This window comes from Janthinobacterium aestuarii, assembly GCF_051380835.1.
Classification (GTDB): Bacteria; Pseudomonadota; Gammaproteobacteria; order Burkholderiales; family Burkholderiaceae_D; genus Janthinobacterium; species Janthinobacterium aestuarii.
Genome location: NZ_JBNYXU010000006.1, coordinates 17,861 through 37,859, shown reverse-complemented (window position 1 = coordinate 37,859; position 19,999 = coordinate 17,861). Strand labels below are relative to the sequence as shown.

Genomic DNA, 19,999 nt, shown 5'->3' with positions numbered 1-19,999 from the left:
TTCTTTATTCGTAAAGTGAGACCGGCCGCGAAAGGCGGCCGGTCGGATATGGCGACAGTATAAGGCAGACAGCTACTGGCGTGGCATTTCCAGCTTCGGATAACCCGCTTCATCGTAGCCCGGCATGCTGCGGCGGATCGCGTGCGAAAAATCCGCGTCGTCGTTGGCCGCCCGCGCGCGCGCCGTGACGTGGCCCCCATCGCGCAGCTGCCGGAAACTCAGGCCGGGCACCAGGCCCTGCACGTCGAACAGGTAGCGGTCCAGGTAGCCAGAGGCCATCAGCCGGTAGTCGAGCGGCAGGCCCGGCACGATGCGGCGCACCATCTCGAAGACGATGGTGGTGCAGTTGGCCGTCAGCGTGTTGTAGAACTGCGGCTGGTTCTTCAGCGCTTGCGCCTCGTCCAGGTAGGCGAGGAACAGCGAACGCATGGCCGCCTTGGGCATCATGACGCGGTAGAGGTGCATGTCCTCGCCGCGCGCATTCGTGCGCACGCGCAGGATGTCGCGCTCGTCGGCGGCGATCAGGCTCATCTCGAAATGCTTGAAAAAGCCGCCGATGGCGGAAAAGCTCTCGCCCTTCTCCTTGCGGATCTCGATGGAAAACGTCAAAAAGCGCCCGTCGGCAAAGCCGAAGGAAATCAAGGTATGTGCAATGTAAGGCCCCGTCCAGTACGACAGCGCCGTATCCACCGTGCGCAGTTCGTCGAGGTTGTAGCTGCGCTGCTCCCACTTGACCGTGTAGTCGTCATCGCTGCGCCAGTCGAAATTGCGCACATTGTCCAGGGTGACGAGATTGCCTTTCACGGAACCCGCCACATTGCGCGCCACGTCGTCGGCCCACACGCGCTGCTGTTTCGGCGCGATCAGGCTCCACCACACGAGCAGCAGGATAAAACCGGCCGCATACGTCAGCAGCACGCGCGCGTCGCCGCGCGTCCACCACAGCGCGATGCTGGCCACGCCCAGCGCGCCCCACAGCAGCGCGCCGATGGCTTGCGCCGCCGTGCCGCCGGACAGCTGGTACCACAGCGCCAGCGCACCCCACAATGCAGTCAACAGGATAATCAGGGAAACGGCCATGTTGCCGAGGGTGGCCAGCACGGAGCGGGCACGCAGTGATAAGAAAGTCATCCCTCAATTATAGGGGCAAGTGACGATGTGCAAGTATTCCGGGCGTGCCCAGCCTCTCTTGGGACAGACATGCCAGATTATTTCGATGGCATAATGATTTCTTTTGCAATCATTTCCGCCCTCGTATGAAACTTCATGGCTTCTCCATCGTCCAGGGTTTAAGCAAAATATTGCTTGAAGAGCAAGAGATTGACTTGCACAACGATTATGAGCTCACGCAGATCGACTACCGTATCGCTGAACGGCGGCTGCAACTGCATTGGCAACGCAGTGCCGGCGACTGGGTTCGGCCATCCATGCCCTCTGCGCTGACGCTGGTATGTGTGGGCGTGCATGTGCTGAAAATCCGGGAATCGGACGAAGATGAACATGTCAACGGGGAGAAATGCCTTTCCTCCATCGGCTTCATGTGGAATGCCATGCGCGATGACATGGATGGCGTCGCATCGCATGCAGCGAGCGTAGGCTGCACGGATCTCTCGTGCATATTCATGAGTGGCCTGAGCATCAAGATTGCTGCCGCCGAAGCACGCATTTTCCTTGGCGCCGGATAGGCCATGGCATCGGACCAGCTTTTCCCACACTGACCTGCATACATGGCCACATCCATCGCAGCAGAGCAACAACAATACAACCACGACAACATTCAGGTGACACCTTGCAGCATCAAGCGCTCTACCCCCTCGCCGGCAGCCTCAATTCCCTCTTCATCGTCGTCAGCCTGGCCGGCCTGTGGTCGCAGTTGCAGAAAATCTGGCAGCGCAAGCACGATGCCGGCATCGGCTCCGGCAAGACGACGGACATCTTGTCGATCAACCAGTTCACCGTCAGCTGCCTCGCCTACTGCGCGTTCTTCGTGTACGGCTATTCGATCACGCCGTTCAACCACTACATCGTCTGGCCCGGTTTGATCGCTGCGCTGATCGCGCTGGCCATCCTGCATGAAATTGACCGCGATCGCCGCAGCCCGGCATCGCGCAATGCCTTGCTGGCCTGCGCGCTGTTGCTGGGCGCCAGCGTGGCGGTCTCGCCTTCGGCCCCCCCCTTCACCGATGAAAAGCGCGTAATCTCGCAAAGCCTGATCGTCGCCGCCACCGTGCTGCTGGCGCAGGGCTACGCGCACCAGATCCGCCTGATCTGGCGCTCGGGCAAGACCAGCGCCGCCGCGCTGAGCAAACGGCAGGCGCCGGCCTGACCTTACTGCCCGCTCAGCGCGCGCATCTCCGCATACAGGTTAGCCTTGCCCTCGAAGCCGATGCCGACCAGCTCCGGCATGGTGATGTGGCCGTTTTCCACCTTGACGCCATCGGGAAAGCCGCCGAACGGCTGGAATAAATCCGGGTACGATTCATTGCCGCCCAGGCCCAGGCCGGCCGCGATATTCAAGGACATCTGATGGCCGCCGTGCGGGATGCAGCGGCTGCGCGACCAGCCGTGCTGGTGCAGCATGTCCATGGTGCGCAAATATTCCACGAGGCCGTAGCTGAGGGCGCAGTCAAATTGCAGCCAGTCGCGGTCGGCGCGCATGCCGCCATAGCGGATCAGGTTGCGCGCATCCTGCATGGAAAACAGGTTTTCGCCCGTCGCCATCGGCTTGTCGTAGTAGCTGCGCAGGGTCGCCTGCAGCTCGAAGTCGAGCGGGTCGCCCGCCTCCTCGTACCAGAACAGGTCGTACTGGCGCAGCGCCTTGGCGTAGGCGATCGACGTGTCCAGGTCGAAGCGGCCGTTCGCATCCACGCACAGCTTTTGCCCATCCTGCAGCACCTCCATGATGGCGTCGATGCGGCGCAAGTCCTCGTCCAGCGAAGCGCCGCCGATCTTCTTCTTGACCACCGTGTAGCCGCGGTCGATATAGCTGCGCATTTCATCCTGCAGGGCGGACAGGCTCTGGCCCGGATAGTAGTAGCCGCCCGCCGCATACACGAAGACTTTTTTATCGGGCACGCCCGTGCCGTGGCACTCGGCCAGCAGCTGGAACAAAGGCTTGTTCTCGATCTTCGCCACGGCATCCCAGATGGCCATGTCGATGGTGCCGATGGCCACCGAACGCTCGCCATGGCCGCCCGGCTTTTCATTCGTGTACATGCAATCCCACACCTTGTGCGGATCGAGATTGCCGCCGTCATCCGTGACGAGCGAAGCGGGGTCCGCGTCGAGGATGCGGGGGATGAAACGCTCGCGCATCAGCATGCCCTGGCCGTAGCGGCCATTCGAATTGAAGCCGTAGCCGACGACGGGCTTGCCGTCGCGCATCACGTCAGTGACGACGGCCACGAGGCTCAAGGTCATCTTGCTGAAATCGATATAGGCGTTGCGGATGGGGGAAGAGATGGGAATGGTCTTTTCGCGGATGTCAACGATTTTCATGCGGGCCTCCTGTGGGTGAAAACAATGACGCCAGCTTAGCCCCGATTTCAAGCCGTATAATCGACACGAATTTAAACCATTCTTCACTTCAAATTAACAATGAAAAACGACGCCACGACGGAAATGGCTTTCTTTGTACTGCTGGCCAAGCTGGGCAGCCTGTCGGCCACGGCGCGCGAACTGGGCATCACGCCGCCCGCCGTCAGCAAGCGCCTGCAGCTGATGGAGCAGCGCCTGGGCGTGCGTTTGCTGAACCGCAGCACGCGGCGCATCAGCCTGACGGGCGACGGCGAAAGCTATCTGCAACAGGCGCGGCACATCCTCGACGATATCCGCGCCATGGAAGAGTCGCTGGCCAGCGGCAGCGCGGAACCGCGCGGGCTACTGCGCGTGAATGCCACCTTGGGTTTCGGACGCACGGTGATCGCGCCCCTGCTGTCGCAATTCGCCCTGCGCCACCCGCAGTTGGAAGTGCAGCTGCAGCTGACGGACAGCCCTATCAACCTGGTCGAGCAGGCGTACGACCTGGGCATCCGCTTCGGCGCCTTGCCCGATACGCGTTTGTCCGCGCGGCGCATCATGTCGAACCGGCGCTTCCTGTGCGCTTCGCCCGCCTACCTGCAGGCGCACGGCACGCCGCAGACGCCGGACGACCTGGCGCGGCACCGCTGCATCGTGCACCGGCAAAACGACGACGCCTACGGCATCTGGCGCTTGAGCCGTGGCCGCGCCACCCACACCGTCAAAGTGCGCGGCACGGTGGCCAGCAACGATGGCGACGTGGTGCTGGGCTGGGCCCTGGACGGCCACGGCATCCTGCTGCGCTCGGAATGGGACCTGGCCCGTTACCTCGACAGCGGCCGCCTGCGCGTGGTGCTGGAAGAGTACGCGCTGGCGCCGGCCGACCTGTACGCCTACTACCCGAGCCGCCACCAGCTGCCCGCCAAAGTGCGCGCTTTTATCAATTTTCTCATCGGGCAGTTGCAGCCGGACTCGGCCAATACGGGAAAATAGGGTTACACTACAATATTGCGATATGGCAATAATATGAAGGAGTAGGTTTTGCTAGTCATACTCGGATTTCTCGTCGTGCTGTTTTCCGTCTTCGGCGGTTTCGCCATGCAGGGCGGGCACCTGGGCGCCCTGTTCCAGCCGCTGGAACTGCTGATGATCGGCGGCGCCGCGCTGGGCACCTTCTTTGTCGGCAATGACGCCAAGGCCATCCGCGCCACGTTCGCCGCCCTGCCCACCCTGTTCCACGGCTCGCAATACACAAAGGCGCGCTATATGGAACTGATGGGGCTGATGTATGAAATCCTCAGCAAGATCCGCAAGGAAGGCTTGATGTCGGTCGAGGACGATATCGACGACCCGTACCGCAGCCCCATCTTCGTGAAATACCCGTACACGCTCGGCGACGAACACATCCTGGAATTCATCACCGATTATTTGCGCCTGATGGTGTCGGGCAATATGGACGCTTACCAGATCGAAAACCTGATGGATAACGAGATCGAGACGCACCATGAAGATGCGGAAATGCCGATCCAGACGATTTCGCAGCTGGCCGACGCCATGCCCGCCTTCGGCATCGTGGCCGCCGTGATGGGCGTCGTGCACACGATGGCCTCCGTCGGCCTGCCGCCGGCCGAGCTGGGCGTGCTGATCGCGCAGGCGCTCGTCGGCACCTTCATCGGCATCTTGCTGGCCTACGGCTTCATTGCCCCGCTGGCCAGCTTGCTGCGCCGCAAGCACCATGAAACGGCGAAGATGTACCAGTGCGTGAAGGTGACGTTACTGGCCAGCCTGAACGGCTATGCCCCCGCGCTGGCCGTGGAATTCGGCCGCAAGGTCATTTCCGCCACGGAGCGCCCGTCGTTCAGCGAACTGGAAAACCACGTGCGCCAGGTGCGCACGAAGAACTGATACGGCCTGTTCCGCTTGCTCGGCGCGTCAGGCTTCCGGCGCCGTCCAGACCAGGTTCCACAGGTGGCCATCGATATCCTCGAAGCCCTGGTCATACATGAAGCCATGGTCTTCGGGCGGATGCGGTATGCGGCCACCGGCGGCCTGGGCCTTGGCGATCAGGCTGTCCACCTCTTCCCGGCTTTCGCAACTGAGGCAAATGACGACTTCATTGGCCTCCTTCGCATTCGCGACGGGTTTGCCGATCAGTGACTGGAAGAACGGTTCGGTCGTCAGCATGGCCTCGATGTTGCCCTCGACGATATTCATGAACGCCGCATTCTCGCCGCTGAAGCGGGAATTGAAGGTGAAGCCGAGGGCGGAAAAGAAGGCCTTGGATTTGTCCAGGTCCTTTACGGGCAGGTTGAGAATGATCTGTTTGTGCATGGCGCTTCCTTGTTTCCCTGGTTGAAGGTGGACTGAGTGGAACGGGCTACCGGTGCGTCCTTCCTGCAACGGTGGACGGCATACAAAATCGACACGCTGGCGAAAAAATGGTTCCTCTAGAATATCAATAAACCAGCGCAGTGATTGCTGGGCAATTAAACCACGGCAGCGCTGAACGACTCGGGCCGCCGCGCAAGCAGATGAGACAGTCGTTGCAGACCCGCCTGCAAGCGTTCACGGTCCTTGATGCTGCCCAACGAGATCCGGATGGCATTCACGGAGTCGCTGCCGGTGGCGAATGCCTCCGCCGGCGTGACCGCGATGCCGGAGCTGGCGGCTGCACGCGCAAGCTGCGAAGAGTTCCAATACGCCGGCAACTCGATCCATACATGCAGGCCGTCACCCAAGCCGCTGTAGCGCCCCGCCAGAATATCGCGCGCCATCCGGTGGCGCAGGCGCGCCTCGTTGCGTACGCCTGCCAGCAATCCGTCAGCCGAACCGTCGAGTATCCACTGCGTGGCCAGTGCGGCCGTCAGAGGCGCGACCATCAGCGCAAAGGATCTGAGCGCGACCAGGAAACGTTCGCGCTCAATCGGGTCGCGTATCAGCACGAACGCGACACGCAGGCCGGGTGTCAGGCATTTCGACAGGGTGGAGATGTAGATCACCTGTTCCGGGGCAAACGTGGCAACAGGCGGCGGCGGGGCTTCGGCAAGAAGCCAGTAGGGATCGTCCTCGACGATGCGCACATTGCAGCGCTGCGCGATGCTGGCGAGCTCCTTGCGCCGGCGTTCCGGCATGGTGATGGCGGTCGGGTTCTGTAATGTGGGATTGAGGTAGACCAGCCCGGGCTTGTGCTGGCGGCATGCTTGCTCGAGCATCTCGGGCAGCATCCCGTCCTTGTCCGCTTCCACCGCAATGACGTGCCGGCCGAATTGGCTCGCTGCGGCACGCAAGCCGGGGTAACTCATCGGCTCTGCCAGGATGACATCGCCAGGCTCCGTCAGCGCAAGGATCAATGCGGCGATCGCCGCTTGCGCACCGGGACAGACAAGGACCTGTCGAGCATCCAGATGCCCAAACATCGGTGCCAGCCATGCGGCCCCAGCCTGACGGTCGGAATCGCTTCCCCCGCCCAGGTGATAAGTCATCAACAATTCATTATCTGCCCGCATCAATACCTGAGACAAACCTTGTTTCAACATGTCGTCGAAGTCCACGCCATCGGGCGGTGGCGGGGTATTCATGGAGAGGTCGAGGATAGCGGTCAATTCGACTTTCGGCGCCGCGACATACGTGCCGCGAGCGCCGCGGCCCTCCAGCAAGTTGCGGCGTCTGGCTTCATCGTAGGCGCGTGTGATCGTCGTCAGGTCGACGTCCAGCTGCGCTGCCAGGTGGCGCTGCGGAGGCAGGCGGTCACCCGGTCTCAAGGATCCGTCTGCCACCGCCGCCTGCAAGGCATCGGCAATCTGCAAAAAACGCGGCCCCCCGTGCGCGGCCAATCGCGGCAACCAGATCGCCACATTGTCATCTTGTATGGTTTTCAACTGGGACATTTTGTCTCAATGTATGGAGATTGTTTTAAGGTAGTATGCCTTATAACGTGCAGCAACACCAATCTTGTATGGAAGTCGCTGACGTTTCTCCTCGCGCATCCGCATTCGGCACATCGCTGCGTTCGATGCCCTTGTTATTTCATGGGTAGCTATAATGGAAGAGTCAAACAGGATGCCTGGGGACGGTTTGAACGGAAGCTGCTGAAGCAGCGTTTTGAGGCAGTGCTCCTCACGATAGATAGTGTCAAGTAATAGACTGGAAATACTCAAATGATGGATTGGACACCTATAGTCTTCGTTACCTTCAAGGCTCTCGTGCTCGGCACGGGCATGTTCTTCGCCATCAAGTGGCATTACGATCAAGGCAAGAAGGACAAGGATAAGGCGAAGCAGAATCGCGCTGTGCTGCGCGCGAGCGGCAAGGTGGTCGCAGGCTTCATGCTATTGCTCATGGTCCTGGGGCTCGTCACCTTCGTCGTTGTCAGGATGGTCGGATTGGACATGACCTTCCCATGAGATGCCCGCTTCTGGCTGCGGATTCCATCGGTCAGCCGCGCCAGATACTCTCTCCGCCATTTACGGGCCCGGCGCCGTCTCATCCGGGCAACTGACCTCGTCCTCTGGCGTATACAAGGTCATCGGCACGCGCTGGCCATCGATTTCCAGCTCGCGCACTTTCGGCGGCACCAGCTGGAACTCGCCCGCCTGCAGTTTCTCGCGCAGCGGTTTGCAGCGCAGGGCATCCATGGGAATTTGCCCGCGCGCGGTCCAGCTGCCGTCTTCCTTTTCCGCCAGCAACACCGACGAGGCACGCGGGTCATTGCTGATCAGCAGCACGTCCTGCTTGCCATCGCCGTCGAAATCGAGCAGATACGCGTCGCACTGCGGCCCTGCCCGCTTCAAACAGGCGGGAAGGCGCCAGGCCGGGCCAACCTGCGTCCAGTCCTGGCGCAGGAAACTCTCCGGCAGTTTCGCCGTGGCCGGGCGCAAGGTCAGGTTGATCGACACGTCGCTCAGCGCGCCCGTCTCGTCGAGGCGGTTCTGGCGCTTGAGCATGGCCTCGGCGCGGGCCCGCACGATGGCCGCGTCGGGGCCCGTCGTGCGTTTCGTCAATTCCTGCAAGGCCGCCTGGCCATAACGGGCGCCCTGGAAGCGCAGGTATTCGAAATCGAACTTGTCCACGCCTATCTTGCCGCTGTTCAGGCGCGCCATCTGGCTGGCCACGGAAATGCGCGCCGGGTCGGCCAGCGGCGAGAACAGCACGAACAGCACCAGCAGAGTAACAAAGGCGGTGGCCACGTTGACGTTGGCGATCAAGTGCAGCCAGTCGCCATACTTGCTCGCCGCCCAGGCGTAACCGGCGGCGTAGCAGGTGGCGATCAGCAGGCAGGCTGCAGCGATCAGGCGGTCGGACGTCCAGCCATGCGACATCACGCGCAGGGTCAGCGCATAGATGGCGATGCCCACCACCCACGGCAGCAGCAGACAAGCCAGACGCGTGCCCAGGCGGATGCCGCGCGCCACGCCATGACCCACTTCGCCATTCTGGAAGGCGGCATTGATCAGCACCACCAGCACGCCAGCCATGCCCAGCAGCACGGACGCCGCATGGCGCGTGGCCCACAAACGCTCGAAGCCGATGAAGGGCAAGGTCAGCAGGAAACCGGAGACGAGCACGGCGGCGATCGGCATCAGCCATGACAGCAGCACCAGCAGCAAGGTGCGGATGCCGCGCACGATGGACGGGCGCACGTCCGTGATGTGGATGGCGAACGAAAACGCGAAGCAGATGACGGGAATCACGAACCAGGCCTGGCCCAGCAGTTTTTTCAGGAAACTGAGCTTGATCAGCAGGAACAGCTGCCCGCCCAGCCACAGCACCAGCCACAGGCCCAGCACGAACAGCAGAGAAAACAGCAGCTGGATGCCGAGCTTCCAGGCGATTTCAAAGTAGGTGGGATAGCGGGCGATGCGCTGGCCATCCTGGGCGCTGGCCAGCACCAGCGCGTGGGCGATATAAAAGCCGACGACGCAAAAACCGAACAGCTGCGCGGAAATGACGCGCAGCGGTGCCCCCGGCTTGTAGTTGCCCCAGATCACATGCTCGGCGCCGCGCGCCACGTCATGCCAGGCCAGCACGGCCATCACGACGGCGGCGCCCGCCATCCACAGGGCGATGCGCTTGACCGACATATGGCCCAGGCTGGACACCAGCAGGATGGGCAACAGCAGGCTGATCAGCATCAGCGGCGCCAGCAGATAGGCTTCCGTGGCGGGCCACACCTTGTCTTGCGCCGTGCTGTACAGCCAGTACAGCAGCACGCCTTGCAGCAGGCCCGTCACCAGGCGCGTCACCGCGATGCGCGGTGCCACCACCGGATCGAGCAACGCCATGTTTTTTCCAGCGGCATCCTGCTGCATAATCATCCCTTAATAGTCGTTTATTGCTGTAAAGCACGGCCATTATTGCATTTCGTTATCGCCATCTCAACAACGATTCGTGCGCGCGCCCTCGCCGCGGCGCAATGGCAAGCTTTGCGCAAGGCCCCAGGCCAATTCCGGCACGAAGAACAGCCACAGCAGCGGCTGGCCCGTCGTGAACAGCGCCCACGCCATCCACGTGGAAAACAGATAGCGGGCTGCCGCATCATAGCGGCCGAAGCGCGGCTGCGGGTCCAGCATGCGCAGCACGGACCAGACCATCACCACGCTGCCAAACAAGCTGCTGATGAGCAGATGAAACGGTCCGAAAACGGGCAGCGGCAGGCCGCCCAGGCTCACGTTGACGGCGTTCAAGTGCTCGCGCAGCAGCAAAAACGTCCACGGCGTGGCAAACGGGGCCGTCATAAGCACATCATAAATGGCGCTGGCGCGCACTACACGGCGGAAGGCGGAAACGGACAACATGGGAACTCCTGTCTTTGGAAAGCGCCCATGATCAGGGTTGGAGTACACTCCATGGTCAAGCATTTTATGAAAGAAAAATCACCATGCAGATCGGCGAGATGGCGCAGGCGACGGGCTTGAGCCGCGATACCCTGCGCTTTTATGAAAAGCGGGGCTTGCTGCGCGCACGGCGCGGCGCGAATGGCTACCGCGACTACCCGCCCGAGGCGGCCGACTGGCTGCGCTACCTGCGCACGGCGCAGCAGCTGGGCTTTACCCTGGCGGAAATCGAGGCCGACATGCCGCTGCTGGCGGCCGCCGGCGATCCCGCCACGGCGGAACTGCTGCGCGCGGCGCTGGCGCGCAAGCTGGGTGAAATCGATGCGCGCATCGCGGGATTGACGCAGTTGCGCGGCGAACTGGTACTGCGTATGGGGCCCGCAGCGGCCGCGTGTCCGTTGCGGGGAGATGCCGATGCCAGTCACTAAACTCGCTACACTGCTGCCGTGGCTATTCCTGCTGGGCGCTGGCGGCGCGCAGGGCGCAGAGCTGGCCTGCGGCGACTTCCTGTCCCTGCTGGGCAAGAAGCCCGCGTATCTCGTCTATCAGGGTTGCCAGCAAAACAGGGAACGCCAGGACCAGCCGTTCGAAGCCCGCTACGCAGTGGACGGCAAGCATGCCCGGCAGGCGGAAGCATATCTGCGGCACGCGTATGGCTTGCCCAGGCTCAAGCGCTATTGCTGCGCCTGGGACAGCTCGCCCCACTCCTGGCGCGACCGCCGCACGGGCTACGGCTATGTGCTGCTGATGGGCTCGGGCGAAACGCTGGTCAGGACGCGCGACGCCTGGCCGCGGATCGACCGCTTTGTCGTGCAGGTCGACGGCTACGCGCAAGACCCCTGATGCAAGCGCTCAATCGAGTTCCTGCCGCGCCACCAGGATGCCATCCGCATCGGCGTAGATCCAGTCGCCCGGATGCACGGCCACGCCGCTGACCTGCACGCGCACGTCGCGCTGGCCGGCGCCCGTCTTGTTGCTCTTGCGCGGATGCGTGGCCAGTGCGCGCACGCCGATCTGGCAGACATTGATTTCCTCGCTGTCGCGGATGCAGCCGTCGACGACGATGCCAGCCCAGCCGTTGCTTTCGGCCAGCACGCCCAGCTGACCGCCCACCAGCGCGCGGCGCAGGCTGCCGCCGCCATCGATCACCAGCACATGGCCCTGGCCCGGCGTTTCAAGGGTGCTGCGCACGAGGGCATTGTCCTCGAACACTTGCAAGGTGGTGGCGGGGCCGCTGAAACGCATGCGCTGGCCGAAAGCGCGGTACACGGGTGGCAGCACGGCCAGAGTGCCGTCGTCGAGCATGGCCGCATAGTCGTCGCACAGGTCGGTGGTGGCAAAGGTCATGGGGATTCCTTTCGTGGCTGATGGCAACGATTCTATGCCTTTTGCAACGCCGCGGCACGTGTTTTACCGCCCACGCCCACGGCCGTGGCAATCGCCAGCGCCTGGAACAAGCCGATGAACACGAACAGCAGGGCCGGATGATCGCCATCCATCAGCGCGCCAAAGAACAGGGGCCCGACGGCCAGACCGCTGTCGAGGCCCGAATACACGACGCCATACACGCGCCCGGTGGCATTCTTCGGCGCCGCCGCGCGTATCATCAGGTCGCGCGACGGTCCCGCCACGCCCGACGTCAAGCCGATGGCGCCCATCAGCACCACGGCGCCCCAGGCCGGCACGGCGGCCATGGACAGCAGCACGGCCAGCAGCGCGGCAGCGGAAAAGGCGATCGCCACGTTGCGGTCCGGCTGCTTGCTGCGCGCGCCCACCACGCCGCCGGCCAGCATGCCCACGGCCGAGGCCAGCATATAGGCCGTGTAGGCGCTGGTGGCCAGCGCCAGGCTCATGCCGTACAGCTTGACGAGGGCCACGCTGGCAAAGCTCTGGATGCCGCCGAGGGCGATGGCGGTAATGAAGAAGAAGGCAAAGCACATCCACACGGCCGGCAGGCGCAGGAAATCCAAGGTGCCTTCGCCGCCAGCTGGCTGACCCGGTGCGGCCTTTTTCACGGGCTCGGGACGGATGGCGTGGCGGTTCAGGAACAGGATCAGCAGCACGCCGAACGGCAGCACGGCCGCGCACTGCAGAGCCACTCGCCAGTCATAATGGGTGGCAACGTACGTCATGAACAGCGGCGCCAGGGCCCAGCCGATGTTGCCGCTGATGCCATGCACGGAAAAGCCGTAAGCCACGCGGGCCGCCGAGACGCGCTGGTTGAGGATCGTGTAGTCGGCCGGGTGGAATACGCTGTTGCCCATGCCTGCCAGCATGGCGCCCAGCATCAGCGCCGCATAGCTGTGCGCGGTGGACAGGGCCAGCGCCGACACGCCCAGCAGGAAAATGCCGGAAAACAGCACGGCGCGGGCGCCGAAACGGTCGACGACAAAGCCCGCCAGCGCCTGCCCCACACCCGAAATGATGAAAAACACCGTCATCAGCAGGCCCAGTTCCGCATACGACAGGGCGAAGGCCGGTTTCAACCAGACGAACAGGGCCGCGAGGATCAGGTGGTAAAAGTGCGACACGCCATGCGCCAGCCCCACGAGGGCGATGACGCGCGCATCGCTGCGCAAGGTGGGAAGTTCGGATGCCGAGTTAGTTGTTATCATGTCATACCCTGTCTTATACTGGTGAAGCTCAAGTGTATGCAAAATACCATCGTCTGTTTTCCGACAGAACGACATAATTTATCGAATTAAGGCCAAGCTGATGGGTGTACCTATCCTCCACCATACGCGCATGTGTCCACCACGGGAAGCGCCCAGCGCGACCATCCCCGTGACCATGGTCGCGCGCGACCTGCAACCCGATGAATTTCTCTTGCCGCACAGCCATCCCTGGGGCCAGGTGACGATGGCGCTCGAAGGCGTGCTGCGTATCACCGCCAACAACAGCAGCTGGGTGCTGCCGCCCATGCGCGCCATCTGGATCGCGCCCAACGTGGAGCATGCCGTCACGATACTGGAAAAAACCCGCTTGCGCCCCCTGTGCATCCATGCCGCGCGCGCGCCGTTCGCGGGCCGCGACTGCAAGGTGCTGGAAGTATCAAACCTGCTGCGCCAGCTGATCATGGCGCTGGAGCAATTGGACCCGGGGGAGGAACCGGCGCGCGAAGCGCTGCTGGCCGAACTGATCCTCGATGAATTGAAACGCTCGGACACGCGCCCCATTCGCGTCCCCTTGCCCAGCGACAAGCGCCTGAAAACCCTGTGCGACAGCCTGATCGAGAAACCGGGTTTGAACCAGACCCTGGAACACTGGGCGCAGCTGGTCGGCGCATCGGAGCGTACCCTGGCGCGGCTGTTCGAACGGGAATTGGGCATGAGTTTTGGCCAGTGGCGCCAGCAAGTGCGCCTGGCGCACGCGGCGCCCCTGATCGCGCGCGGCGTGCCGTTGTCGCAGGTGGCCGAAGAACTGGGCTACGCCAGCCAGTCAGCCTTTTCCGCCATGTTCAAGAAGACTTTCGGCAGTTCGCCATCGGCCTTCTTTGCCCAGGGCGAACGCTCTTAAGCCATGAAGTCGAAGAGCGAATTTTTACCGGTATAACCCGGCAAGGCCGAGTTCGTTCCCATCTGTTCCTGCGCCGAATACGCTTTCACCAGCGCCTGCGCCTGGGCCGTCAGGGCCTTGGCCAGCACGGCTTTCTTGTTGGTCAGGGTGGTGATGTCCTTGCCCACCGTCTGCACTTCCTTGCGGATGATGCTCGTTTCGCCCGTCAGCTCGCCGATCTTGCTGGAGAACTGGTCGGCCACGCCCTTGCCGTTATTCGTAAACAGCTTGCTGACGGCATCCGGATCGGCCGCAATGGCGGCCTTGAGCTTTTTATCGTCGAGCACCAGCTCGCCGCTCTTGCCCAGGGTCACGCCGGCGCTGCTCAAGATGGAAGCGGGCACGCCCGTGCTGGCCGTGCGCAGCACTTGCTCCATCTGCGAGCGCACCTGGCCCAGCGCCGTATCGGACTTCAAGTCGCCCTGCTGCAGGCTTTGCAGCTTGCTGTTGAGTTCATTGTAGGCCGTGACGAAGCTGGCCACGTTGGTCGCGATCTGGCTGCTGTCCTTGGCGATGACGAGGTCCGTCGTGCCCTTTTTCTTCAATTCGATGGTGACGCCCTCGACAGCTGTCGTCAAGGTATTCGTGGCGCTCTTGATCTCCTTGCCGTCGACGGTCAGCAGCGCGTCCTGCGCGGCGGCCGTCTGCTGCATGCCCTTGCCGGCGCCAGGCGCATAGCTGAGCAGATTGCTGACGGCCGCGTCGCCGGCCACGCTGATGCGCATGCTGCCGTCGGCGCCGCTCTTGCCGTTCAAGGCCAGCGAGTAGCCATCGGGGCCCTTGACGACGCTGGCGTCGATGCCTTGCTGCTTGAGCGCGGCGGCGATGCCGTCGAGGCTATTGTTGCTGCTGTCTATCGTCAGCGAAATGATCTTGCCGCTGCCTGGGGTAAATTGCTTGCCGTCGGCCGTGCCCACTTCGATCTTGACCAGCGCGGGCGCACCCGTGCCGATCGCCGCGCTGGAGGATTTCTGCGCGCCGCTGAGCAGGGTCTGTCCCTGCGCCAGCTGCTTGACGTTCAGCTCATGGCTGCCGCTGGCGGCCTTGTCGGTGGTGGTGGCGTTCAGCACATCCTTGGCGCTCGACGTGGCCGACGTGGCCAGGCCGTTGCCGGCCATGTTCTTGGCCACGGTCTGGAATTTTGCCAGCGCCGATTGTAGCTGGCCCAGGCCCGAGAACTTGGCCTGGTCGCGCGCCAGGCTGGCGTTGAGCTTGACGACGCCCGTGTTCTGCGACTGCATCTGGCGCTCCACCTTCGCATACACATCGGCAGAGATATTGCCCTGCGTCGTCTGCTGCGTGTTGTTGGTGTAAGCCCTGCTGTTGATGGTCGAATTAAACATGGTAGGCGTTCCCGTCGGGTGTAAGGTCATGACACACGGTTCAGGTCCTGACCGTGCTGCGCTAGAAACGGACGGCAGGCGCGCGCGGCGCGGCAGCATCCCTCTTCTGGTTGATAATTATGCAGTATTACCGGAATATCAAAACAGCGAACAGAACAAGTTTTTCCTGACTGCAAACCCATATGCACCATTTTAGCGCATGTCACTTGCCGCTTATCCCGGGCATGCCTCAGCGCATGAATCTTGAAATGGCGCTGCTGACGGCCATGTCCAGCTGCAGGAAAGTGAGTCCCACCTTGAAACCGGCACTGCTGAAAATGCAGTGCGAGACGGACACGCGCGCCTCGATGATGTGCGCCGCGCCATCGTAAAACAGCTCGAACAGCACCTTGCCCTGCTTGCCTGTCGGCACCGGCTCCGCGATGACGGCCGCCATGCCGCCGGGCCCCACGTCGAGGGTGCGCGCCGCCACGGGACCCGCACCATCGATGACCAACATTGCCTTGGCACGCAAAATCTTGCGTGCGCCCTGCCTTTGCTCTACTGACACTGTATTCCGCTTCTCTCTATGCATTGTCGATACGAATTCGCCATGCGAACTCATCGGACAAATATTATAGTTCCAAACGGAAATTATGTTTTACTTGTCTCAAGCTTGGCATTTAAACCATACCGACTGTTACTCGTGATCGCGCAACTTGTTGAATGCCTCGTCGATGCGCTCGACGCCGATGACCTTGAGGCCTTCGATGACTTGCTTGGGCAGATTGGACTTGGGTACCACGGCCAGGGTAAAGCCCAGCTTGGCCGCTTCGCGCAAGCGCTCCTGGCCGCGCGGCGCGGGACGAATTTCACCGGCCAGCCCCACTTCGCCAAACACGACCAATCCCCGTGGCAAGGGCTTGTTGCGCATCGACGAGTTAATCGCCAGCAACACGGCCAGATCGGCCGCCGGTTCCGTGATCTTCACGCCACCGACGGCATTGATGAACACGTCCTGGTCGAACGCCGCGATGCCCGCGTGGCGGTGCGCCACGGCCAGCAGCATGGCCAGGCGGTTCTGCTCCAGGCCAACGGACAGCCGGCGCGCATTGGGCAAGTGGCTTGTGTCGACGAGGGCCTGGATTTCCACCAGCAAGGGGCGCGTGCCTTCCTGCGTCACCATCACGCAGGAACCGGGCACTTGGTTGTCGTGCTGCGACAGGAACAGGGCCGACGGGTTCGACACCCCTTTCAAGCCCTTTTCCGTCATGGCGAACACGCCCAGTTCATTGACGGCGCCGAAACGGTTCTTGATGGCGCGCACGAGGCGGAAGCTGGAATGGGCGTCCCCCTCGAAATACAGCACCGTGTCGACGATGTGCTCGAGCACGCGGGGGCCAGCCAGCGCGCCCTCTTTCGTCACGTGGCCGACTAAAATGATGGTCACGCCCGTCTGCTTGGCCGCGCGCGTCAGTTGCGCCGCGCATTCGCGCACTTGCGCCACGGAACCGGGTGCCGAGCTGAGCGCGTCCGAATACACGGTCTGGATCGAATCGATCACCACCACTTCCGGCTTCAGGTCGTGCAAGGTGGACAGGATCTTTTCCAGCTGGATCTCGGCCTGCAATTTGAGTTCCTTGGCGTCGATGACGAGACGCTTGGCGCGCAGGGCAATCTGCGCGCCCGATTCTTCGCCACTGACGTACAGCACGCGCTTGTGGTGCGACATGTTTGCCAGCGCCTGCAGGAGCAGGGTCGACTTGCCGATGCCGGGATCGCCGCCGATCAGCACGACGCCGCCCGCCACCATGCCGCCGCCCAGCACGCGATCAAATTCCTCGATGCCCGTGCCGAAGCGGGGCACGTCGATGGCATCGATATCGTCGAGCGACAGCACGGGCGCCGTCTGCGCCAGCGACATGTGCTGCGGATTCGAATAGCGGTTGTTGCCGCCCGTCTCGGGCAGGGTTTCCACCATGGTATTCCACTGGTTGCACGAGGTGCATTGCCCCATCCATTTGTTGCTGATGGCGCCGCAATCGCTGCAAGTGTAGATGGTCTTGACTTTTGCCATGGTGTATTTTGCCCGGGTAAGGTGAAACTGCTGTCTATATATACAGTATATACAAACAAGGCTGTGAGGTCACGCCTCGATCACCGGAACGCGCGGCGCCAGTGCGCACATCAGCTCGTAGCCGATGGTGCCGGCGGCCAGCGCCACCTCGTCGATCGGCATGCCCTGGCCCCACAGGGTGACGGCGCTGCCGACTTTTGCGCCCGGCACCTGCGTCAGATCGACCATCAGCATGTCCATCGACACCCGGCCGATGAGGCCAGTGCGCACGCCATCGACGAGCACGGGCGTGCCTTCGGGCGCGTGGCGCGGATAGCCGTCCGCATAGCCGCAGGCCACCACGCCCACCTTGATATTGCCGGCCGCCTCGTAGCGGCTGCCATAACCCACCACTTCGCCAGCGGCGATATCCTGGATGCCGATAATCTTGCTGCGCAAGGTCATGGTGGGCAGCAAGCCGAACGCTTGCGCGGACGTGCCGCCGGGAGCGCCGCTGGGCGTGCCGCCATACAGCATGATGCCGGGCCGCACCCAGTCGCTGTCCAGATGATGCAGCAGCACGCCGGCAGAATTGCACAGGCTGCGCGGCAAGGGTACGCCTATGCTGGCCGCGCCCGCCTCAAAACGCAGCATCTGCTGGGCCAGGGGCAAGCGCGTGGGCGCCGCCTCGTCCGCATTGGCGAAATGCGTCATCAGGGTGATCGTGCCGACGTGCGGGATGGCGCGCAGGCGCGCATACGCACCCGCCACGGCGCCCGGCATGAAACCCAGGCGGTTCATGCCCGTATTCATCTTCAGGTGCACATCGATGGCGTGCGGCAAGCGCGCCGCTGCCAGCATGGTAATCTGCTCTTCGCAATGCACACTGCCGCTCAAGCCATATTGCGCCATGCCAGGCAAATCGCCGGCATCGAAAAACCCTTCAAGCAGCAAGATGGGCTTGGTCCAGCCCAGTTCGCGCAGGCGCACGGCGTAATCAACTTCGACCAGCGCCAGGCCATCGGCGTCGGCAAAGCCCCGCATGGCCCGCTCCAGACCGTGGCCATAGGCATTTGCCTTGACGACGGCCCACACGTTGGCGCCGCGGGCGCCGGCACGGGCGCGCGCCAGATTGTGTTGCATGGCGTCGAGATCGATGGTGGCGATGAGGGGCCTGGGCATAAGCGTGACACACGGCAAGTGGGAAAGTCATATTTTACCGGATGGGCCGTACAAGGACATGGCAGGCACCGCAGGTCGTGCGCATAGGACATCATTTATAAAATGCTCACATGTATGTGTATTTTTCTACGGCAGAAAAATTAAGCTTCGCTTAGGCAAGAGGATGCAAAGCAGCCCCTTCCAAACTTGGGGTTTGCCGTTTTTTCGTGGTATAAAGCAAGCCAGATATGATTTCAGGCAATCCAGAATGAATCGTGGTTTTTATACCATCATGGCGGCGCAGTTCTTTTCTTCGCTGGCAGATAACGCCCTCTTTTTTGTCGCCGTCGATTTATTGGTGTCCATGAAATCCCCGGCGTGGATCACGCCGCTGCTCAAATTGTCATTCGTGCTGTTTTACGTGCTGTTGGCCGCTTTTGTCGGCGCCTTCGCCGATGCACTGCCGAAAGGCAAGGTCATGTTCATCGCCAACATGGTCAAGATCTTCGGCTGCGCCCTCGTCTTCTTCCACGTGCATCCGCTGCTGGCCTACGCCGTCGTCGGTTTTGGCGCTGCCGTGTATTCGCCCGCCAAGTACGGCATCCTGACGGAACTGCTGCCGCCGGAAAAACTCGTGGCGGCGAATGGCTGGATCGAAGGCTTGACCGTCACCTCCATCATCCTCGGCACCGTCATGGGCGGCGCGCTCGTCAGCGGCCACGTGTCCGACATGCTGCTGTCCATCGACATTCCCCTGATCAATACGGGCATCACCAGCAAGACAGAAGCGGCCTTGTGCGTGGTAGTGGGCATTTATGCGCTGGCGACCCTGGCCAACCTGAAGATTCCCGACACGGGCTGCGTGTATGCGCACCAGGAACGCAATCCTATCAAACTGATTACCGATTTTGCCAATTGCTATTCCATCCTGTGGAAAGACAAGCTGGGCCAGATCACCCTGGCCGTGACGACCCTGTTCTGGGGCGCTGGCGCCACCTTGCAGCTGATCGTACTGGAATGGGCCAAACAATCGCTGAACATGCCGTTTGACAAGGCAACCAGCCTGGTGGGCGTGGTCGCCATCGGCGTGGCCGCCGGCGCCGTGCTGTCGGCGCGCTTCATTCCGCTGCGCAAATCGCTGACCGTCATTCCGCTCGGCATCGCCATGGGCGTGATCGTCATGATGATGACGCAAGTGCACTCCGTGTGGATCGCCTACCCGCTGCTGATACTGATCGGCGCCCTGTCCGGCTTCTTCGTCGTGCCAATGAATGCCCTGCTACAACACCGCGGCCACGTGCTGATGAGCGCAGGTCACTCGATCGCCGTGCAGAACTTCAATGAAAACCTGTCGATTCTGACCATGCTGGCCGTGTATTCGATCATGATCCGCTTGCACCTGCCGCTGAACATCATCATCACCCTGTTCGGCCTGTTCGTCGCCGGCACCATGTACATGATCATGCGCAAGCACAAGCTGAACCAGGCTGAGCATGACAATCTTTCTTTGATCGGCGAGCAGAAACACTAATTTTGGGATCAGACCCGACGGG

At 62.1% G+C, this 19,999-nt stretch carries 21 protein-coding genes; 9 read left to right on the top strand and 12 right to left on the bottom strand.

The window, feature by feature from the left end; all coding sequences use genetic code 11:
* Window positions 1-72: 72 nt before the first annotated feature.
* Window positions 73-1,131: an Lnb N-terminal periplasmic domain-containing protein gene (locus ACQ4WO_RS16680; RefSeq protein ID WP_436482396.1), complete on the bottom strand. Its 1,059-nt coding sequence runs from the start codon at window positions 1,129-1,131 to the stop codon at window positions 73-75.
* A 125-nt stretch (window positions 1,132-1,256) separates the two neighbouring features.
* On the opposite strand from ACQ4WO_RS16680, the gene ACQ4WO_RS16675 reads away from it, so the two are divergent.
* On the top strand, window positions 1,257-1,685 hold the full coding sequence (locus ACQ4WO_RS16675; protein ID WP_436482395.1) for a hypothetical protein: 429 nt from the start codon (window positions 1,257-1,259) through the stop codon (window positions 1,683-1,685).
* A gap of 104 nt (window positions 1,686-1,789) precedes the next feature.
* A complete protein-coding gene (locus ACQ4WO_RS16670; RefSeq protein WP_436482394.1) occupies window positions 1,790-2,326 on the top strand; it encodes a hypothetical protein in 537 nt (178 codons plus the stop codon).
* 2 nt (window positions 2,327-2,328) lie between these two features.
* On the opposite strand, the gene ACQ4WO_RS16665 is transcribed toward ACQ4WO_RS16670, so the two are convergent.
* A complete protein-coding gene (locus ACQ4WO_RS16665) occupies window positions 2,329-3,498 on the bottom strand; it encodes a mandelate racemase/muconate lactonizing enzyme family protein (protein ID WP_436482393.1) in 1,170 nt (389 codons plus the stop codon).
* Between the two features lie 99 nt (window positions 3,499-3,597).
* Here ACQ4WO_RS16665 and ACQ4WO_RS16660 point away from each other — a divergent pair, with 99 nt between their 5' ends.
* Entirely contained in the window at window positions 3,598-4,512 is a 915-nt protein-coding gene (locus ACQ4WO_RS16660) for a LysR family transcriptional regulator (RefSeq protein WP_436482392.1), read from the top strand.
* A gap of 48 nt (window positions 4,513-4,560) precedes the next feature.
* Complete coding sequence (gene motA / locus ACQ4WO_RS16655) at window positions 4,561-5,424, top strand: flagellar motor stator protein MotA (RefSeq protein ID WP_034779327.1); 864 nt, start codon at window positions 4,561-4,563, stop codon at window positions 5,422-5,424.
* A 27-nt stretch (window positions 5,425-5,451) separates the two neighbouring features.
* Here motA and ACQ4WO_RS16650 read toward each other — a convergent pair whose 3' ends face one another.
* The gene (locus ACQ4WO_RS16650; protein ID WP_436482391.1) at window positions 5,452-5,850 is read right to left on the bottom strand and encodes a VOC family protein; all 399 of its coding nucleotides are present in this window, start codon (window positions 5,848-5,850) and stop codon (window positions 5,452-5,454) included.
* A gap of 155 nt (window positions 5,851-6,005) precedes the next feature.
* Window positions 6,006-7,406 carry an aminotransferase-like domain-containing protein gene (locus ACQ4WO_RS16645; protein WP_436482390.1) on the bottom strand — a complete coding sequence of 467 codons (1,401 nt, stop codon included), beginning with the start codon at window positions 7,404-7,406 and terminating at the stop codon, window positions 6,006-6,008.
* 270 nt (window positions 7,407-7,676) lie between these two features.
* On the opposite strand from ACQ4WO_RS16645, the gene ACQ4WO_RS16640 reads away from it, so the two are divergent.
* Window positions 7,677-7,922: a hypothetical protein gene (locus ACQ4WO_RS16640; RefSeq protein ID WP_128142543.1), complete on the top strand. Its 246-nt coding sequence runs from the start codon at window positions 7,677-7,679 to the stop codon at window positions 7,920-7,922.
* 60 nt (window positions 7,923-7,982) lie between these two features.
* Here ACQ4WO_RS16640 and ACQ4WO_RS16635 read toward each other — a convergent pair whose 3' ends face one another.
* Entirely contained in the window at window positions 7,983-9,800 is a 1,818-nt protein-coding gene (locus ACQ4WO_RS16635) for a DUF4153 domain-containing protein (RefSeq protein ID WP_436482388.1), read from the bottom strand.
* A 93-nt stretch (window positions 9,801-9,893) separates the two neighbouring features.
* The gene (locus tag ACQ4WO_RS16630; RefSeq protein WP_436482387.1) at window positions 9,894-10,313 is read right to left on the bottom strand and encodes a hypothetical protein; all 420 of its coding nucleotides are present in this window, start codon (window positions 10,311-10,313) and stop codon (window positions 9,894-9,896) included.
* 83 nt (window positions 10,314-10,396) lie between these two features.
* Here ACQ4WO_RS16630 and ACQ4WO_RS16625 point away from each other — a divergent pair, with 83 nt between their 5' ends.
* Window positions 10,397-10,780, top strand: coding sequence for a MerR family transcriptional regulator (locus tag ACQ4WO_RS16625; RefSeq protein ID WP_072452836.1), 384 nt, complete (start codon window positions 10,397-10,399; stop codon window positions 10,778-10,780).
* Window positions 10,767-11,195: a DUF4952 domain-containing protein gene (locus ACQ4WO_RS16620; RefSeq protein ID WP_436482386.1), complete on the top strand. Its 429-nt coding sequence runs from the start codon at window positions 10,767-10,769 to the stop codon at window positions 11,193-11,195. Before ACQ4WO_RS16625 ends, ACQ4WO_RS16620 begins: the two co-directional genes overlap by 14 nt.
* Before the next feature lie 9 nt (window positions 11,196-11,204).
* Here the strand turns inward: ACQ4WO_RS16620 and rraA are convergent, their stop codons facing one another.
* Both rraA and ACQ4WO_RS16610 read right to left on the bottom strand, forming a co-directional pair.
* Window positions 11,205-11,699, bottom strand: a complete 495-nt coding sequence (rraA, locus tag ACQ4WO_RS16615; RefSeq protein WP_070302082.1) for a ribonuclease E activity regulator RraA — start codon at window positions 11,697-11,699, stop codon at window positions 11,205-11,207.
* A gap of 32 nt (window positions 11,700-11,731) precedes the next feature.
* Window positions 11,732-12,967: an MFS transporter gene (locus ACQ4WO_RS16610; protein WP_436482385.1), complete on the bottom strand. Its 1,236-nt coding sequence runs from the start codon at window positions 12,965-12,967 to the stop codon at window positions 11,732-11,734.
* A 130-nt stretch (window positions 12,968-13,097) separates the two neighbouring features.
* Between ACQ4WO_RS16610 and ACQ4WO_RS16605 the strand changes: the two genes are divergently transcribed.
* Window positions 13,098-13,868 (top strand): AraC family transcriptional regulator, encoded by a 771-nt coding sequence (locus tag ACQ4WO_RS16605; RefSeq protein WP_080698515.1) that lies wholly within the window; start codon window positions 13,098-13,100, stop codon window positions 13,866-13,868.
* On the opposite strand, the gene fliD is transcribed toward ACQ4WO_RS16605, so the two are convergent.
* The 4 genes from fliD to alr all read right to left on the bottom strand — a co-directional run bounded on the left by fliD (window position 13,865) and on the right by alr (window position 18,467).
* Window positions 13,865-15,250, bottom strand: a complete 1,386-nt coding sequence (gene fliD, locus ACQ4WO_RS16600; RefSeq protein WP_436482384.1) for a flagellar filament capping protein FliD — start codon at window positions 15,248-15,250, stop codon at window positions 13,865-13,867. The two genes, ACQ4WO_RS16605 and fliD, sit on opposite strands and share 4 nt — an antisense overlap.
* A gap of 229 nt (window positions 15,251-15,479) precedes the next feature.
* Window positions 15,480-15,824: a PilZ domain-containing protein gene (locus tag ACQ4WO_RS16595; RefSeq protein WP_268991975.1), complete on the bottom strand. Its 345-nt coding sequence runs from the start codon at window positions 15,822-15,824 to the stop codon at window positions 15,480-15,482.
* A 105-nt stretch (window positions 15,825-15,929) separates the two neighbouring features.
* Window positions 15,930-17,306, bottom strand: a complete 1,377-nt coding sequence (gene radA, locus ACQ4WO_RS16590) for a DNA repair protein RadA (RefSeq protein WP_230518039.1) — start codon at window positions 17,304-17,306, stop codon at window positions 15,930-15,932.
* A 69-nt stretch (window positions 17,307-17,375) separates the two neighbouring features.
* Entirely contained in the window at window positions 17,376-18,467 is a 1,092-nt protein-coding gene (gene alr / locus ACQ4WO_RS16585) for an alanine racemase (protein WP_436482383.1), read from the bottom strand.
* Between the two features lie 247 nt (window positions 18,468-18,714).
* Between alr and lplT the strand changes: the two genes are divergently transcribed.
* Window positions 18,715-19,977: a lysophospholipid transporter LplT gene (lplT, locus tag ACQ4WO_RS16580; protein WP_034749808.1), complete on the top strand. Its 1,263-nt coding sequence runs from the start codon at window positions 18,715-18,717 to the stop codon at window positions 19,975-19,977.
* Window positions 19,978-19,999 lie beyond the last annotated feature (22 nt).

Excerpts from the sequence above, each read along its gene's own strand:
- ACQ4WO_RS16680 (WP_436482396.1), bottom strand. The coding sequence starts at position 1,131 with ATGACTTTCTTATCACTGCGTGCCCGCTCCGTGCTGGCCACCCTCGGC.
- ACQ4WO_RS16675 (WP_436482395.1), top strand. The coding sequence starts at position 1,257 with ATGAAACTTCATGGCTTCTCCATCGTCCAGGGTTTAAGCAAAATATTG.
- ACQ4WO_RS16665 (WP_436482393.1), bottom strand. The coding sequence starts at position 3,498 with ATGAAAATCGTTGACATCCGCGAAAAGACCATTCCCATCTCTTCCCCC.
- ACQ4WO_RS16660 (WP_436482392.1), top strand. The coding sequence starts at position 3,598 with ATGAAAAACGACGCCACGACGGAAATGGCTTTCTTTGTACTGCTGGCC.
- ACQ4WO_RS16650 (WP_436482391.1), bottom strand. The coding sequence starts at position 5,850 with ATGCACAAACAGATCATTCTCAACCTGCCCGTAAAGGACCTGGACAAA.
- ACQ4WO_RS16645 (WP_436482390.1), bottom strand. The coding sequence starts at position 7,406 with ATGTCCCAGTTGAAAACCATACAAGATGACAATGTGGCGATCTGGTTG.
- ACQ4WO_RS16640 (WP_128142543.1), top strand. The coding sequence starts at position 7,677 with ATGATGGATTGGACACCTATAGTCTTCGTTACCTTCAAGGCTCTCGTG.
- ACQ4WO_RS16635 (WP_436482388.1), bottom strand. The coding sequence starts at position 9,800 with ATGGCGTTGCTCGATCCGGTGGTGGCACCGCGCATCGCGGTGACGCGC.
- ACQ4WO_RS16630 (WP_436482387.1), bottom strand. The coding sequence starts at position 10,313 with ATGTTGTCCGTTTCCGCCTTCCGCCGTGTAGTGCGCGCCAGCGCCATT.
- ACQ4WO_RS16625 (WP_072452836.1), top strand. The coding sequence starts at position 10,397 with ATGCAGATCGGCGAGATGGCGCAGGCGACGGGCTTGAGCCGCGATACC.
- ACQ4WO_RS16620 (WP_436482386.1), top strand. The coding sequence starts at position 10,767 with ATGCCAGTCACTAAACTCGCTACACTGCTGCCGTGGCTATTCCTGCTG.
- rraA (WP_070302082.1), bottom strand. The coding sequence starts at position 11,699 with ATGACCTTTGCCACCACCGACCTGTGCGACGACTATGCGGCCATGCTC.
- ACQ4WO_RS16610 (WP_436482385.1), bottom strand. The coding sequence starts at position 12,967 with ATGATAACAACTAACTCGGCATCCGAACTTCCCACCTTGCGCAGCGAT.
- ACQ4WO_RS16605 (WP_080698515.1), top strand. The coding sequence starts at position 13,098 with ATGTGTCCACCACGGGAAGCGCCCAGCGCGACCATCCCCGTGACCATG.
- fliD (WP_436482384.1), bottom strand. The coding sequence starts at position 15,250 with ATGTTTAATTCGACCATCAACAGCAGGGCTTACACCAACAACACGCAG.
- ACQ4WO_RS16595 (WP_268991975.1), bottom strand. The coding sequence starts at position 15,824 with ATGCATAGAGAGAAGCGGAATACAGTGTCAGTAGAGCAAAGGCAGGGC.
- radA (WP_230518039.1), bottom strand. The coding sequence starts at position 17,306 with ATGGCAAAAGTCAAGACCATCTACACTTGCAGCGATTGCGGCGCCATC.
- alr (WP_436482383.1), bottom strand. The coding sequence starts at position 18,467 with ATGCCCAGGCCCCTCATCGCCACCATCGATCTCGACGCCATGCAACAC.
- lplT (WP_034749808.1), top strand. The coding sequence starts at position 18,715 with ATGAATCGTGGTTTTTATACCATCATGGCGGCGCAGTTCTTTTCTTCG.